Origin of the sequence: Hellea balneolensis DSM 19091 (genome assembly GCF_000428525.1) — a bacterium.
Lineage (GTDB): Bacteria > Pseudomonadota > Alphaproteobacteria > Caulobacterales > Maricaulaceae > Hellea > Hellea balneolensis.
Genome location: NZ_AUAC01000002.1, coordinates 111,894 through 126,770, shown reverse-complemented (window position 1 = coordinate 126,770; position 14,877 = coordinate 111,894). Strand labels below are relative to the sequence as shown.

15 protein-coding genes are annotated in these 14,877 nt (G+C 46.4%); 8 read left to right on the top strand and 7 right to left on the bottom strand.

Annotated features, from left to right (window positions below; all coding sequences use genetic code 11):
* Window positions 1-12: 12 nt before the first annotated feature.
* Window positions 13-1,560, bottom strand: a complete 1,548-nt coding sequence (locus tag F569_RS0100710) for a cryptochrome/photolyase family protein (protein ID WP_026940601.1) — start codon at window positions 1,558-1,560, stop codon at window positions 13-15.
* A 44-nt stretch (window positions 1,561-1,604) separates the two neighbouring features.
* Between F569_RS0100710 and F569_RS19940 the strand changes: the two genes are divergently transcribed.
* Window positions 1,605-1,742 carry a DUF2256 domain-containing protein gene (locus tag F569_RS19940; protein ID WP_084168826.1) on the top strand — a complete coding sequence of 46 codons (138 nt, stop codon included), beginning with the start codon at window positions 1,605-1,607 and terminating at the stop codon, window positions 1,740-1,742.
* On the top strand, window positions 1,739-2,485 hold the full coding sequence (locus tag F569_RS0100705) for an SDR family NAD(P)-dependent oxidoreductase (protein ID WP_051279039.1): 747 nt from the start codon (window positions 1,739-1,741) through the stop codon (window positions 2,483-2,485). The genes F569_RS19940 and F569_RS0100705 overlap by 4 nt, the downstream gene beginning before the upstream one ends.
* On the opposite strand, the gene F569_RS0100700 is transcribed toward F569_RS0100705, so the two are convergent.
* Both F569_RS0100700 and F569_RS0100690 read right to left on the bottom strand, forming a co-directional pair.
* Window positions 2,447-3,085, bottom strand: a complete 639-nt coding sequence (locus tag F569_RS0100700; protein WP_162143708.1) for a P-loop NTPase family protein — start codon at window positions 3,083-3,085, stop codon at window positions 2,447-2,449. The two genes, F569_RS0100705 and F569_RS0100700, sit on opposite strands and share 39 nt — an antisense overlap.
* Before the next feature lie 6 nt (window positions 3,086-3,091).
* Window positions 3,092-4,105, bottom strand: coding sequence for a hypothetical protein (locus F569_RS0100690; RefSeq protein WP_026940598.1), 1,014 nt, complete (start codon window positions 4,103-4,105; stop codon window positions 3,092-3,094).
* Window positions 4,106-4,236: 131 nt separating this feature from the next.
* On the opposite strand from F569_RS0100690, the gene purM reads away from it, so the two are divergent.
* The 3 genes from purM (at window position 4,237) to F569_RS0100675 (ending at window position 7,616) form a co-directional block, all read left to right on the top strand.
* On the top strand, window positions 4,237-5,256 hold the full coding sequence (gene purM / locus F569_RS0100685) for a phosphoribosylformylglycinamidine cyclo-ligase (protein ID WP_034386991.1): 1,020 nt from the start codon (window positions 4,237-4,239) through the stop codon (window positions 5,254-5,256).
* Window positions 5,249-5,830: a phosphoribosylglycinamide formyltransferase gene (gene purN / locus F569_RS15845; protein ID WP_034386988.1), complete on the top strand. Its 582-nt coding sequence runs from the start codon at window positions 5,249-5,251 to the stop codon at window positions 5,828-5,830. Before purM ends, purN begins: the two co-directional genes overlap by 8 nt.
* Before the next feature lie 163 nt (window positions 5,831-5,993).
* Window positions 5,994-7,616, top strand: coding sequence for a TadE/TadG family type IV pilus assembly protein (locus F569_RS0100675; RefSeq protein WP_026940596.1), 1,623 nt, complete (start codon window positions 5,994-5,996; stop codon window positions 7,614-7,616).
* A 75-nt stretch (window positions 7,617-7,691) separates the two neighbouring features.
* On the opposite strand, the gene ndk is transcribed toward F569_RS0100675, so the two are convergent.
* The gene (gene ndk / locus F569_RS0100670) at window positions 7,692-8,114 is read right to left on the bottom strand and encodes a nucleoside-diphosphate kinase (protein ID WP_026940595.1); all 423 of its coding nucleotides are present in this window, start codon (window positions 8,112-8,114) and stop codon (window positions 7,692-7,694) included.
* An 89-nt stretch (window positions 8,115-8,203) separates the two neighbouring features.
* On the opposite strand from ndk, the gene F569_RS0100665 reads away from it, so the two are divergent.
* Together F569_RS0100665 and F569_RS0100660 are read left to right on the top strand one after the other, a co-directional pair.
* Window positions 8,204-10,093, top strand: coding sequence for an ABC-F family ATP-binding cassette domain-containing protein (locus F569_RS0100665; protein ID WP_026940594.1), 1,890 nt, complete (start codon window positions 8,204-8,206; stop codon window positions 10,091-10,093).
* A 48-nt stretch (window positions 10,094-10,141) separates the two neighbouring features.
* A complete protein-coding gene (locus F569_RS0100660; protein WP_026940593.1) occupies window positions 10,142-10,969 on the top strand; it encodes a hypothetical protein in 828 nt (275 codons plus the stop codon).
* On the opposite strand, the gene F569_RS0100655 is transcribed toward F569_RS0100660, so the two are convergent.
* Window positions 10,966-11,436 carry a hypothetical protein gene (locus F569_RS0100655; RefSeq protein WP_162143707.1) on the bottom strand — a complete coding sequence of 157 codons (471 nt, stop codon included), beginning with the start codon at window positions 11,434-11,436 and terminating at the stop codon, window positions 10,966-10,968. The two genes, F569_RS0100660 and F569_RS0100655, sit on opposite strands and share 4 nt — an antisense overlap.
* 156 nt (window positions 11,437-11,592) lie before the next feature.
* Between F569_RS0100655 and F569_RS0100650 the strand changes: the two genes are divergently transcribed.
* Window positions 11,593-13,203 (top strand): DEAD/DEAH box helicase, encoded by a 1,611-nt coding sequence (locus tag F569_RS0100650; RefSeq protein WP_233353551.1) that lies wholly within the window; start codon window positions 11,593-11,595, stop codon window positions 13,201-13,203.
* On the opposite strand, the gene F569_RS0100645 is transcribed toward F569_RS0100650, so the two are convergent.
* Both F569_RS0100645 and F569_RS18610 read right to left on the bottom strand, forming a co-directional pair.
* Entirely contained in the window at window positions 13,190-14,275 is a 1,086-nt protein-coding gene (locus tag F569_RS0100645; protein WP_026940590.1) for an alpha/beta fold hydrolase, read from the bottom strand. The two genes, F569_RS0100650 and F569_RS0100645, sit on opposite strands and share 14 nt — an antisense overlap.
* A complete protein-coding gene (locus tag F569_RS18610; RefSeq protein ID WP_051279037.1) occupies window positions 14,272-14,877 on the bottom strand; it encodes a glutathione S-transferase N-terminal domain-containing protein in 606 nt (201 codons plus the stop codon). The genes F569_RS0100645 and F569_RS18610 overlap by 4 nt, the downstream gene beginning before the upstream one ends.

Genomic DNA, 14,877 nt, shown 5'->3' with positions numbered 1-14,877 from the left:
ATATTTGATACATTAAAAGTAAGTTCCTTCTGTAGGCATGAGATTATCTAAAAATGTATCGGCTTGAGTTATGAGGGCCTCCCGTTTTTCTTGGTCCATTTTTGCGAGATTTCGATAAGGCATCGCCATCCTGTTATTCTTGGCCAAAGCCTCTTCATTGCGGGCAATAAAGTGCCAATAAAGGCTGTTAAACGGACAGGCCTTCTCTCCGACGCGTTCTTTGACACTGTATTTACAGGAACTGCAGTAATTACTCATGCGGTTAATATAAGCGCCGCTGCTCGCGTAAGGTTTTGAGCCTAGTAATCCGCCATCGCCAAACTGGCTCATGCCCAATGTGTTAGGGAGCTCAACCCATTCAAAGGCATCGATATAAACCGCCAAGTACCATTCATGGAGTTGCTTAGGATCCACACCTATCAATAACGCAAAATTACCCGTTATCATTAACCGTTGAATATGATGCGCATAGGCATGCTCCTTGGTTTGACCTATGGCTTGTGACAGGCACTGCATATCCGTCTCGCCAGTCCAGTAAAACTCTGGTAAATCACGTGTAGCTCCAAGCGCATTTTCCTCAACATAATCTGGCATCTTGAGCCAGTAAATTCCGCGCACATATTCTCGCCAACCGATAATTTGGCGAATATAGCCTTCCGCAGCATTGAGCGGAGCTTTGCCGTCTTTATAGGCTGTCTCTACGACTTCACATATTTCAAGGGGGCCCAACAATCCTGCATTCAGATACATTGAGAGGAGTGAATGATAGAGAAATGGTTCGCCGGTTAGCATCGCATCTTGGTAATCACCGAAGCGAGGAAGGACATTTTTGATAAAATAAGCCAAGGCCTCTTTTGCACCATCTCGAGTGACAGCAAAAAAGAAGTCGTCTGTAGCGCCAAAGCGGTTGGGAAATTCTGTCTCCACCATATTGATAACGTCTTGTGTTATCGAATCAGGCTTAAACTTTAGCGGTTTGGGCATGAAGAGGTCGCCCTTCGCTGGCTTACGATTCTCCGAATCATAATTCCATTTACCCCCTTCAGGCTTATCCCCCTCCATAAGTAAATTCGTTTTACGGCGCATTTCGCGATAGAAAAACTCCATCCGATATTGTTTGCGGCCCTCTGCCCAAGTCTCAAATTCATCATGATCCGCAATGAAACGGTGATCCGGCATTATCGTTGTGGGAATCGAGAGTTCTTCTTGCCAACTTTTTACTGTTTCGAGGACACGATATTCCGAAGGTTCGCAAAGACGGATTTGCTCGATATCGTGACGTGACATCGCGCGCTTGATTTCAGAGGTGAAGTTCCCAGTGTTTTCAACATCATTCAAAGCAATATAATCAACTGACCACCCCCGCTCTTTCAGCTCGTCAGCAAAATGGCGCATGGCCGAAAACAGAAAGATAAGTTTTTTACGGTGATGCGGCACAGTATCCGCCTCACCTCTCACTTCCATCATCAAAATGATACAGTCTTCAGGCGAGCTAATCTCTAAGGGAGCAAGGCCGTGAGAGAGCTGGTCGGCGAATATTGGTATAAGTATTTTTGACATAATTATTATACGCACGAGTCCCGCATTTGATGCGTATATTAAATATGGCTCATAAAAAACTTCATCTTCCTCAAAAAGACTGTGCTACATGCGGGCGTCCATTCTCCTGGCGTAAGAAATGGGAAAAAGTTTGGGACGAAGTTCGTTATTGTTCTCAAAAGTGTAAGAGGTCGAAATCATGACAAAACTTTTGCCCTCCATGGGAACTAATTTAAGAGTCGTTATTGTCGGCTCGACCGGCGGCATTGGCGCAGCCTTTGTAGAAAAGCTTGCAGCTTCAGAGCAGGTTAGCCAAATTTATGCGCTTTCCCGCCAAGGGCAAAGTCATCCCTCACCTAAAGTGGCCAACCTCACATTTGATTTTACAGATGAAACGAGCATCGAGGCGGCAGCGGAAGCTTTGCGTGAAACGGGTGTATTTGATCTATGCATCATAGCAACAGGTCTTTTGCAAGGACAGGGCATTGCGCCAGAGAAAAACATGCGCGCCATGTCATTAGAGGCGTTTAATCAGAGTTTTATTGTCAACACCTTTGGCCCTGCAGTTACAGCGAAACACTTTCTTCCCCTGATGCGTCGTGACGGTAAGGCTGTTTTGGCGGCATTATCTGCCAGAGTTGGGTCTATTTCTGATAATCGCATTGGAGGTTGGTATGCTTACCGCGCTTCAAAAGCCGCATTGAATATGATTTTGAAAACGCTTTCAATAGAATTTGGCCGCCGCTTTAAAGAGACCGTTATTATTGGACTGCATCCCGGTACAGTTGATACGGGCCTCTCAAAACCCTTCCAAAGCAATGTCCCCGAGGGTAAATTATTCACGCCTGAATATAGCGCTGAGAAACTCCTAGAGGTGATTGAACAGATTGAACCAAAAGATAGTGGGTCACTCTTCGCCTGGGACGGTAAACAAGTCCCGTTCTGATCGCCTCTTTAGGTATTTGGCCGCGAAAGCTTTGGTGATGTCAGCTTTTTGACGTTGCGCTGCGGCCTCTAATGCCTTGACGAGATCACGCTGAGCAGAAACGCTACGCTCATGATATTTCAGCAGATATGTGATTAAGTCTTGGGATACGACTCGACCCTTATCTTCAAAAAGCTTGCGAATAATGGGTTCTAATATTTCATCATCATGTTCTTGGAGCGTAATAACAGGGGTGTTCGTCAAGCGAGAACGCAAATCAGGAAGACTTATGCCCCAATCAGTCGGGGAATGTTTGTCGGCTAATAATAAACCCGAGATTTCGCCATTCAGGGCTTTATTCATAACCTCAAAAAGGTCAGCTTCAGTCAAGACGCTCGCCTCATCAACGAAGACACCTTTGCTTTTAGAGGCCCATGCTTGACCCAAATGCGTCTTACCACTGCCTTGCGGCCCTAGCAGCAATATTATTGGTGAAGGCCAATCTGGCCACGCCATGAGTGTTTTCACAGCCGATCTATTACTGTCACTTAACAGAAAGTTGGAAAATGACGGTGCCGGCTCAGGCGAAAGATCAAGCGGTATTTGCGGTGGTGTATTCACCGCGCCTTAAAAGCGTCCCGAAGGACTTAGGACAACGCCGAGCTCGGGATCTTCCTTGAGACTTACGCCCTTGAAAGCTAGCTCATTGCGTAGGCGCCCCATATCTCCGCCATAAGTAAGGGTCATAACCGCGCCATCCTTTGATAGAGCATCGAGACGTGCGTCTTGAATCTGCGCTGACCCGTTTATCGCTTCTTTCAGACGAAGCCACTGACGGTGAGATGAATAGAGAACCGAGACGGGCATATCAACCGCATTGGCCGCTACACTTACAGCGGCACTTTTCCAGTCAGATTCAAGTTTAGATATAACGGCGGATGGGCCGCCGCTTACGTTAAAATTTTGCTGATTGCCACTATCAAGTGCGATATCCGTAACTTTGACTACTCCGCCTAAATCATCGGCAATAAGGAGCTGTTGTACATTAAACATCGCTCCAACTTGCTTAAGCGCATTCATATTGCGTGCGGCAAGAGCCTCTGATGATACGGGTAATGATGCCGCCTGATCTACGGATATTGGTTTTACGGGTGTGAGCGCATGTTGTGACCCGCTCTTCTCCCAGGCTTGGAACCAAATTGACGATGTATTTAATTGACCATTTGATAACGGCAGAACCAAACGGTCTCTGGATTGTGATGAGACCATCGTCAAGCCTGACTGGTTTATGTAGGCTTGCATGGCGCTCGGATTAAAGGCGACTGAGATATCACCCAAGTAGCGCGTGGATGAGCGTTTCTCATTATCGATTTCCATGGCGCGTATCATTTTCGCAGCATTGTCCTCTGATACGGGGGTCGTGCCTTTGGACAGGCGTTCTCCTTCGATTGTGAGGCGTTCGAGTAAAATATTTGCGGCGCGTGCTTGTCCGTCACGAATAGCCAGAGTTTGGGCTTCAATAGGCGTTGAACCGGTTGCATCGACAGGAATGCCGGTCACCGTGAAAGGATCATCGGCTTGGGCAAAACCTGACAACCACAATGCAAAGCAAACAGACAATAACGTAATAAAGTATTTCATAATCCCGCGATAACCCGCTTTATCCCCTTTGCAAAGTCCTATAAGCGCTCAATAACAGTTTAGATAAAGCTTATTGCTTGAAAATGTGACCGATTTACGGTTCTAAGCAGTAAAAATATGGATGATTGAATATGCCAAATAAAGGCCTGACTTACGCGGATGCAGGTGTTGATATTGACGCCGGAGACCGCCTCGTTGACCGCATAAAACCACTCGTAAAAGCGACACGCCGTGCGGGAGCAGATGGATCAATTGGAGGGTTTGGGGGCGCTTTTGATCTAAAAGCCGCGGGATTTAGAGACCCTGTTCTGATTTCAGGAACTGACGGTGTTGGCACAAAGCTGCGTATCGCGATTGATACAGGTATTTTGGACACAGTCGGCATTGATTTGGTGGCCATGTGCGTCAATGATATTTTAGCAAATGGTGCTGAGCCTCTGTTTTTTCTTGATTATTTTGCCACTGGACGTCTGGATACAGAAAAAGCTACGGCTGTTATCTCCGGTATTGCGCAAGGATGCAAAGACTCTGGCGCAGCGCTGATTGGCGGCGAAACGGCCGAAATGCCGGGCATGTATGAAGGGGATGATTTCGATCTTGCAGGATTTGTCGTTGGTGCGGCTGAACGCGATGACATGTTACCGCGTCACAACGACATGGAAGCCGGGGATGTGTTGATAGGTATATCTTCAAGTGGACCGCATTCAAACGGCTACTCATTGATTCGGAAAATTGTAGATCTTTCCGGCTTAAGCTGGAATGATCCCTCACCATTTTCAGAAAATCAAACATTAGGCCAAGCGCTCATCACACCGACCAAACTTTATGTTAAATCTGTTCTACCCCTGATTAAAGATGGCCTGATTACTGGACTGGCGCATATTACAGGAGGCGGTATTACAGAGAACACGCCGCGCATGCTACCAAAGTCACTCAGGTATGATATTGATATGTCATCATTCCCACGCCCGTCAGTTTTTAGCTGGTTACAAGAGACTGGAAATGTTGCCGAACCAGAAATGCAACGAGCCTTTAATTGCGGAATAGGCATGGTTCTGGCAATAAAACCAGAAAACATGACAGCCGTTCTTGAGCGTCTCGAAGCGGCAGGAGAGCCGTCATGGGTCATTGGCCAACTCAAAAATGCGTAAAATAAGAACAGCTGTTTTAATATCAGGTCGCGGCTCAAATATGGTCGCTTTAACAAAGGCCGCCCAAGATAAAGATTTCCCTGCTGAAATTACGTTGGTGATCTCTAATATACCAGACGCTGCAGGGCTTGAGAAAGCTAAAAGTCTGGGCGTAGAGGCGCTAGCAATTGACCATCAAGCATTCCCCTCTCGCAAAAAGTTCGAAGCCGCTTTGCATGCAACTTTGAAAGACGCTCAAATCGAGCTTGTTTGCTGTGCTGGTTTTATGCGTGTTTTAACACCTTGGTTTGTTAATCGATGGGAAAACCGCTTATTGAACATTCACCCCTCTTTATTGCCTAAATATAAAGGGCTTAATACGCATCAACGCGCTCTCAATGCTGGCGATGATATGCATGGCTGCACTGTACATTATGTAACAGCTGAACTTGATGGCGGAGAGACCATTCTTCAACATGAGATCAATATTTATGATGATGATACAGCTGAGAGCTTGGCCTACAGGCTATTGCCCTTGGAGCAGTCAGTATACCCCAAAGCTTTGAAAAAAGTAGCTAAACGCATTCAAAGCTAGCCAAAGCAAAAATACAGAGCTTATTAACTATAGTATCAGATATACGCCGTTAGACATTTGTTAACGACAAATCCTAAGCCCATTTAAGGGCCTACCCATTAAATCACAGGCAGTTACACCCCAAAATCGTTTTGGGTACATTGTGGGAAATGGGAACAGGATCATGGCTTTTATAAACAAAGCAAACAACATATTGAAAAGGTTCAGGCGCGATGAAAGCGGCGTAGCCGCCCTTTCATGGGCGCTGAGCCTTACAGCAATTATTGGGGCAATGGGCGCTGCACTCGACTTTGCTATGCTAACGAGTGCCGATGCACGCTCGCAAACAATTGCCGATACAACGGCATTGGCAGCAGCGATTTATGTAAAGAATTTCGAAGAACTACCCAAGAGCCGAGAAGACGGTCTCATAGGGGAATATACGGCAGACGAGCTTGGTTATGATTATCGTAATTGGGTTATCGATGGTGCTGAGGGCGTCAGCGTCAATATCGTATATGACAATGTAAAGCGTGAGGCTAAAGCTGTCGTTGAAGGGTATACAAACCCAACTCTTATGCAGATTTTAGGCTTTAATGAGTTGAAGTTTAGAGCTGAAAGCGTTGTAAAATATTTTGAAAAAGATATTCAGGATCCTGCCAGTGTTGTCTTGGTCCTTGATAACTCTGGGTCAATGGCATTTGACGACCTACCTATCGATTCTGATGGCAATGCCCCGCCAGAAGCGGAACGCCGCATGGACGGTTTAAAGAGAGGGGCAAAGAATTTCATGGCCCTACTTGATGAGAGTGTTGGGCCGCAAACTGTCGAGAATGGACCAAGAGTTCTTCGTACAGGTATGATGGCATTTGATGGTGAAATCATTTCCTCACGAACAAAACAAATGGATTGGGGCGTCATCTCAGATAGCCAGCTTGACGCTATGACACCAGTGGGGTCAACAAATTCGACACCACCTCTTATCGTTGCCAATACTTGGCTTAACGTTAATGAGCCCGCAGTTCATGCTTTAGAAAACCCGGGCAAAACGCCACTTAAGTTTGTTATCTTAATGACGGATGGTAAAAATGCGGGAAATTTGGAATGGGTGGATCGTGAAAATACTGAAACGTGGAGACGTTATGTCACCGGCCGCGAAACGACTGAAGGCTTGAGTGACTATACAACGAATCAAGTCGAAACAGTGCCTGAGCAATGCGAATATGAAAATCGTTATCAACGCATGTATGATTATGACTGGTATGGTGTTTATTGGTTCGGAGAATGGGATGACGAACAGATTACACCCTATAATAGGCGTCACAGACGTTATGGACCTTATAGAGTCTATTCAAATCCGACTCCATCGCAACGCGAGGTCTGTACACCCGCTGAATATGAAACGCGCTACAGCGGATATGAATATAGTTATGGTGAAGAATCGCCGGGTTCGGAGTGGACAGAAGGTGAATTTGATGTTCCTGCCAATATTGCGAGTAGAGCCCAATGTGATACTTTACATGCAGCCGGCGTAGAAGTCTTCACAATTGGTTTCGCCCTTGTCCCAGGGCAGTTTGAGACGAATGAGTGGGCCAACCGCCCTGGAGCTTACTCGCCTTACCCAAGCAATGGCCAGTATAACTACTCTGACTCTGTAGAAAGCACGAACCTTGCTAAGAGTATGCTCCAATATTGCGCAAGTAGTGACAGAAACTTCATTACAGCCGATAACACCACAGCGCTTGACGAAGCTTTTGACCGTATTGGTAATACGATCATCAAAGAGATCATCCGTATCTCTTCATAAAAATACGGGTTATTCACGCATTGAAAAAGGCTGGGTCAAAAACCCAGCCTTTTCTTTTGCTTTAGAGTCAAAAGCTTACCCTACAATTTCGTCATCCGAGAAGAAAAACTTAATTTCTTCGGCGGCTGTTTCAGGGGCGTCTGACCCGTGAACCGTATTGGCGTCAATACTCTGCGCAAATTCAGCGCGAATTGTCCCTGCATCAGCTTCTGCCGGGTTTGTTGCGCCCATAACTTTACGGTATTCAGCAATCGCGTTCTCGCCCTCTAAGACTTGAACTACCACAGGTCCTGACATCATAAATTTGACGAGGTCGCCGTAAAAAGGACGTTCTTTGTGAACCGCATAAAAACCGCCAGCTTGCTCTTCTGAAAGCTGAACCCGCTTTTGCGCAACAATACGCAGACCCGCTTCTTCGATCTTGGCATTGACTTTGCCCGTGATGTTACGTGCCGTTGCGTCAGGTTTGATAATAGAGAATGTACGTTGAACAGCCATGGAAAGCTCCTATTTGTTGGCTTAAATCTAATTTTGCGCACCCGATAACGGCGGATTGACTATATGTAAAGGACTGTTAGTCAGCATCCGTGCTTCATATCAATGATTTAACATATCGCATTGAGGGTCGTCCGCTTTTTACCAAGGCGACGCTCGCCATATCACAAGGCCACAAAGTTGGTCTTGTCGGGCGCAATGGTACAGGTAAATCAACACTCTTTCGCTTGATAAAAGGTGAAATATCTCCCGATGACGGCGAAATAAACTTACGCAAAAACATGCGCTTAGGCGCGGTAGATCAAGAAGTGCCCAGCGGTCCCCAAAGCCTTATGGCCACTGTTTTGGCTGCAGATAAAGAACGCGCCTCTCTGTTGAGAGAAGCCGAAACCGCAAAAGAGCCTTTGCGCATAGCGGCGATACATACACGCCTCGCAGATATTGAAGCCTACAGCGCCGAAGCGAGAGCCGGAGCTATATTATCAGGCCTTGGGTTTTCCGGGGAAGACCAACAGCGCCCCTGCTCTGATTTCTCCGGTGGTTGGCGGATGCGAGTTGCGCTTGCCGCCATGTTGTTTGCAAAGCCGGATATGCTGTTATTGGACGAACCTACAAACTATCTGGATATTGAGGGCGCGGTGTGGCTTGAGGCTCATATTCGCACCTATTCCGGGACCGCATTGATTGTGTCTCATGACAGGGATTTTTTAAACAAAGCCGTTACACATATTGCCCATCTCAGAGACGGAAAGCTGTTTAGTTACACAGGTGGATATGATCGTTTTGAAGCGGCCTTGGCCGAACAAAATCGATTGAATATGGCGCTTTTAGGCAAACAAGAGGATGAAAGACGGCGGCTAGAAGCATTCGTCATTCGTAACCGTGCCAAAGCCAGTAAAGCTAAACAGGCACAGTCCCGTGTCAAAAGACTCGAAAAAATGCAGCCTGTCGCCACGATTATTAGCGACCCTATAGCGCCTATAGACCTTCCGGGTCCTGAGAGGCAACTGAGCCCGCCAATTATTCGGTTTGATGAGGTTAAGCTAGGCTATGCAGAGGATATAGTCATTTTGCGCGGCCTCAATCAGAGAATAGACCCCGATGACAGAATTGGGATATTAGGCAAGAATGGAGAAGGCAAATCTACCTTTGCAAAGGGTGTTATGGGAGACCTTCTTCCTCAAGAGGGTTTTATAAAACGTCATAAGAAATTGCGTATTGGATATTTTGCTCAACACCAGATCGATAGTCTAAATCCCCTCGCCTCTGCTTATGATCACATTTTAGAACTCATGCCTGAGGCCACAGAAGCGCAGAGACGGTCAAGGTTGGCACAATTTGGCCTGGGCGTAAAAAACGCCGAGACCGCTGCAGGTGATTTATCAGGAGGTGAAAAAGCACGTCTATTATTTTCATTGATTGGCTTTCATAAACCTCACCTTCTTGTTTTGGATGAACCCGCTAATCACCTCGACATTGATAGCCGGGCCGAACTGATAAAGTCTCTCAATGCTTATGAGGGCGCTGTCTTGATTATATCACATGACAGAAATTTATTGGAGGCCGTTGTAGACAGGCTCTGGCTCGTTGATAGAGGGACTGTAAGTACATATGATGGGTCTTTAGAAGATTATAGAACACTTCAACTAGAAAAAGACCGTTCAAATAAGAAAGCGAATTCTGGCGAAGGTGACGCCCGGAAACAATCGCGTAAATATGCCGCCGAGGCCCGCAAACGAATTTCTCCACTCAAGAAAGCCTATGAGAATTTAGAAGAAAGAATAGAAAAAGCTAAAATTCGCATTCCTGTCATAGATAAAGAGCTGTCTGTTAGCGACATCTTTACTTTAAATCCCGATAAAGCGGTAAAACTTGGAAAAGAACGTGTAGAGTTAGTAAAATTGATTGAAAACCTAGAGCTTGAGTGGCTTGAAGCATTGGAGCGTTTCGAGGCCGCTAAAATTGCCGAGGGCATCGATTAAAACTGACTGTAATCACGACAAGTAAGGCGTAATTCACGGAATGACTTTATGTTAGGAAGTAGTTTTATATCTGATGACGACGCAATGCTCCAATTAGGCGTTTTGGCTTGGCTTATCAGAAAATATGGACCGCCTCGTAAGCCCAAAGTTCCCTCTCCGCTAAATAAACCCGAACAGCTCGATAAACTCTCTTGGCTTGATGATAGCGAATTAGGTGTAGATGAGTGGGCACAATCGCAATTTAAAAACATAAAAAATCTATGCGGGATGAGAAATTGGCCTGTTCAACTTGCAGCTTCCGCCGATAAGCTTAACAAAACAGGGCAAGTTCTTTCAGCTAAAAACTGGAACATGAACAATGAAGCTCCTTATTATGTGGACGGTTATGGGAGGCCTGTCATTTATTTTGACCCACCTGAGTGCAGCAAACCTGGATATTTTGCACTATCCACAATATCAAAACTTGCAGAAATTAAACTCATGAATTTCCCGCTTGAAGTGCCCGTATCACCTCTTCGTGCCAAAGTTATGATTTTTGCTGCGGCGTGTTATATGCGCCAAGGGTTTGAAATGGCTACATTGTTAAAAGCTCAACCCTTAGAGCTATTAGAAACAAACATTACTCCGTTTGTCGCCAAACGTATTCTGCATCGGAACCTTGCCTTTTCAATATGTACTTTGTTGCTCTCGTTAAAGCTAACGCCGGAACAAATTGTCGCCACCTATGGACCAATTATGTCAAAGAGATTCAGAAATAAACTTCGTCCTGCTTGTAAATATGCCGAAACTTATGAAACGGAACTCATGATTTTAAGAATACTCGCCAACCCAAAACATGAAATTTTTGAGTCTCACAGTTACGCGTCCACGGCTTAGCCACAGACAACTTCTTGAATATAGCCTTCTCTGTCTAATTCTATTGTCAATCTGTTTTCAATAACTGGACCTAATTGAATGCGGTCGGAGACTGTGCGAATTGATGGTGCATATAATACCTGTCCAGGCAAAAAATCTTTTACCTCCAGAAAGGGTGGCTCGGGATCTATCCCATCCATACGTTCACGGTCAAAATCTTCTAAAAATGCAGGTTTTAATATCCGTTTTCGGCCAGGTAGACCTGCAATATATATTGCGCCTTCATGACGTCCGACAAGTCCGCGGTATAGCTGAGACTGACAGGCATCAACGGCTGGTATCATAGGTGTAGGTGTTGGGTTTAAATATTCAGGCCTTACATATTGTCCCTGACCCGGCGTAGGCACATAGGCGGGATAGTTTGGGTAACCCACTCCTTGGGTGGGTACACAAGCCGTTAGGCCCAAGAGCCCCATTATTAAAAACACTCCACGAATCATAAGAAGAACATAGCAGATAATCTTTCGAAATAGTTACGATAGAGCACCTGCATCTGAATCCTTGACCTTTGTTTGCCTATGACTATGTTGCGCCGCTTAAACAGGCGGTATGTCCCGCGACCTTAACCAAAAAGTTGTCCTCATTTGAGTTCCGATATTCAGACCGAAGAGATTGCCGCAGATGCCCCCGTTGATGTAAAATTCAACGAACTCGGCCTTGACCCCAAAATTCTCAAAGCGCTTGATGATATGGGGTATGAAAAGCCGACTCCCATTCAGGCCAAAGCTATACCCGCAGCCTTGCAGCAGCGTGATGTTCTGGGGATCGCTCAAACAGGTACAGGTAAGACAGGGGCCTTCACACTTCCGACAATGCACAAGCTGGCATCAGGCCGAGCTCGTGCGCGCATGCCGCGCTGTCTTATCGTCTGTCCGACACGCGAACTCGCCGCACAAGTGGCCGAAAATGTCGAGCAATACGGGAAATATCTAAAGCTTGAAATGGCGCTTTTGATTGGCGGCGTTAGCTTTGCTGAGCAAGATAAAAAATTGATGCGCGGCGTTGATATTCTTATCGCAACTCCCGGCCGCCTTTTGGATCAATTTGAGCGCGGTAAAATCTTGATGACAGGCGTACAGACCCTTGTTGTTGATGAGGCCGACCGTATGCTGGATATGGGTTTCATTCCGGATATCGAACGAATTTTTGAGCTCACGCCCTTTACACGTCAGGTTCTTTTCTTTTCTGCAACTATGCCCAATGAAATTAAGCGCCTTGTTGATCAGTTTTTACACCAGCCTGTGTCCATACAAATTGCGCGAACAAATATGACCGCCAAAACGGTGACACAAAAAATCGTACGCATGCCATCCTCTGATTCAAAGCAAAAACGAACGGCTTTGCGTTGGCTGATAGACAATAATGATGTCGATAACGGTATCGTCTTTTGTAACCGCAAGAAAGACGTCGATATTGTTGCGAAATCGCTGACAGTTCACGGCATATCATCTGCGCCAATCCATGGCGATTTGGCACAATCCCTACGCACAGAAACTTTGGATAAATTCAAGAGCGGTGAAATTAAGATACTTGTCGCTAGTGATGTCGCAGCGCGCGGGCTTGATGTTCCCTCTGTCAGCCATGTTTTCAACTATGATGTACCTAATCATTCCGAAGACTATGTGCATAGGATTGGCCGCACAGGCCGTGCAGGACGTAAAGGCGACACAATCATGTTGGTCGCCCGGTTGGATGAAAAGAATTATGAAGAAATCCTCGACCTCATAAATGTGGACGCGATTGAGGAAGTTGAGATACCCGGTATCGAGGATTTCCCGAAGGGCGGGAATAAACGCCGCGGCGGACGGGATGACAAGAACAAGCGCGGCCGTGACAGGAATCGTGGAGGCCGCCGCGATAATTCCGAGGCGCGTTCAAACCGCCCTCGCCGCGAAAGGAGCGCAGAAGATAAGTCCGCTGCCGAAGAGGCTCCCAAAAAGGCTTCCTCGCGCCGCGCGGCTCCAAAACGCAAAGCAAATGACAGTGACAAACAGGATAACAAGCCTGAGTCAAAACAGTCCAAACCTCGCCGCGAAAAGGCAGCTGAGTCGAAGCCCAAGAGATCTGACACTAAGCCTTCGGATAATAAAAAGTCCGGCAAAGGCAGAGGGCGCGACCGTAACGGTTTGAAAGAGAATAATGTTGAAGGTTTTGGCGATTCAATGCCCGCCTTTTTCGAATCTAGTTTGAAATAGACGTTACACGTTCTAACAGCTTATCCAATCCGTCAAACATTTGGCCTAAATGGTCATCAGTCTCCTGCAAGAGACAATGTCCAGCCCCTTTTAGATCCAAGCGTTGGCAATTCGGAAAGCGCGCATCGCAAGCCTGTTGATTAACCTCTGTCACGACGAAATGATCCACTTCGGCGGAGATCATTGTGACAGGTATGTCAATTTTTTCGAGATATCCTTCCTCACGAATATATTCACTGCTTTCAAAAAATTCCGCACCCCATTGCGCCGTGACGCCGCCGACCCGTTCAGCAGGGTTTCGTGTGAAAACAACGTCGCGATTAGGCAGCCGTTTGGGGTTTGAAGAACATAAGTCAATATTGGCCTCTGATAAGTCTTCGCGAAAGGGTTTCCAGTTTTCATTGCCCTGCAAGTAATGTTTTGATTTTCCCAGTCGGCGGGCCCAATTCATAAGGCTCTTCGCTTGATCAAAGGGCATATCACCGGCTTTCGGTTCAATTGCGGGGGCCAATAATAACAAACCATCTGCAACTTCAGGGTAATCGCCAGCCATGCGTACACCGACATGTCCCCCAAAAGATATCGCTATGAGGATAATGGGCTGGTCTGCTTTACGAGGTAAGGTTTTAACAAAAGCCGCTAAATCATCAGAGTAAACCTTAAAATCATCTACCCATAATTTTTCAGGTTGTGACGGGCGATGACGTTCTGAGCCGCCCTGCCCGCGCATATCAATTCCAACAACATGATACCCTCTGCGCGCCAGTATATCGATATGCTCTGGATACATGCTCATAGTAGCTGTGTAGCCGGGAATGAGAACAATTGTGGCTTTAGCAGCAGCGCTATTTCCCGTTTCGCCCCAGCGAAGTTTTGTCCCATCACCGGCTTCAAATGTTTTCCAACTCCAATCTGGCGGCATGTCGGGTAAATAGAAAGCATCTACTTGCGCTTGGTAGGCTTCGGAGACTTGATACGGTTCGTATTTTTTCTCAGGCCAGAGATAGAACGCAATAGCACCCAAGAGCAATAATAGGGCAAAGCCCTTCAATACACGGTTTATAAGCTTCATGAGCCCTCACCCGGATATCCGTAAGTTGCTTTGTAATGTGTATCGTCTTTAAAACTGGAATGCCATTTCGCTAGTTTTGGAGCCCACTCTTGCCAATTCAAATGACCCGCGCGGTAACTCGCGTAGTCAAGCGCTGTGACAATAGCCAGATTTCCATAGGTCCAAGGTCCGCCCAGCCACTCGCAGATATTTTCAAGCGTTTCAACGCTGCGTGTAATAGCGGTTTCATGACGCTTAATCATTTCATCCCAATGCAAATCTGGCGGGCGAACCGTTTCATAACGGAAATTATAAACCGCATCTGCGAGACCATCTCCGAGCGCGTGTTGCCACATATTCAAAAAACGCGTGTGACCCTCGGTAGGCAATATTGGCGCGCGACTGAGGCTATCCAGATATTGACAAATAACGGGACTATCAAAAAAATATTGCTCTGGCTGCCACTCTAAAGCTGGGATTTTCCCTAAAGGGTTATCACCCGCCACATAACCATTCGCGCCATCTTTTTCAGGCTGTATCTCTTCAACTTCAATGCCATGCAGCCGTGCTAATATCATAGCTTTGCGGGCATAGGGCGAGATAGGGTGGCATATAAGTTTCAT

Excerpts from the sequence above, each read along its gene's own strand:
- F569_RS18610 (WP_051279037.1), bottom strand. The coding sequence starts at position 14,877 with ATGAAACTTATATGCCACCCTATCTCGCCCTATGCCCGCAAAGCTATG.
- purM (WP_034386991.1), top strand. The coding sequence starts at position 4,237 with ATGCCAAATAAAGGCCTGACTTACGCGGATGCAGGTGTTGATATTGAC.
- F569_RS0100705 (WP_051279039.1), top strand. The coding sequence starts at position 1,739 with ATGACAAAACTTTTGCCCTCCATGGGAACTAATTTAAGAGTCGTTATT.
- F569_RS0100660 (WP_026940593.1), top strand. The coding sequence starts at position 10,142 with ATGTTAGGAAGTAGTTTTATATCTGATGACGACGCAATGCTCCAATTA.
- ndk (WP_026940595.1), bottom strand. The coding sequence starts at position 8,114 with ATGGCTGTTCAACGTACATTCTCTATTATCAAACCTGACGCAACGGCA.
- F569_RS19940 (WP_084168826.1), top strand. The coding sequence starts at position 1,605 with ATGGCTCATAAAAAACTTCATCTTCCTCAAAAAGACTGTGCTACATGC.
- purN (WP_034386988.1), top strand. The coding sequence starts at position 5,249 with ATGCGTAAAATAAGAACAGCTGTTTTAATATCAGGTCGCGGCTCAAAT.
- F569_RS0100690 (WP_026940598.1), bottom strand. The coding sequence starts at position 4,105 with ATGAAATACTTTATTACGTTATTGTCTGTTTGCTTTGCATTGTGGTTG.
- F569_RS0100710 (WP_026940601.1), bottom strand. The coding sequence starts at position 1,560 with ATGTCAAAAATACTTATACCAATATTCGCCGACCAGCTCTCTCACGGC.
- F569_RS0100675 (WP_026940596.1), top strand. The coding sequence starts at position 5,994 with ATGGCTTTTATAAACAAAGCAAACAACATATTGAAAAGGTTCAGGCGC.
- F569_RS0100645 (WP_026940590.1), bottom strand. The coding sequence starts at position 14,275 with ATGAAGCTTATAAACCGTGTATTGAAGGGCTTTGCCCTATTATTGCTC.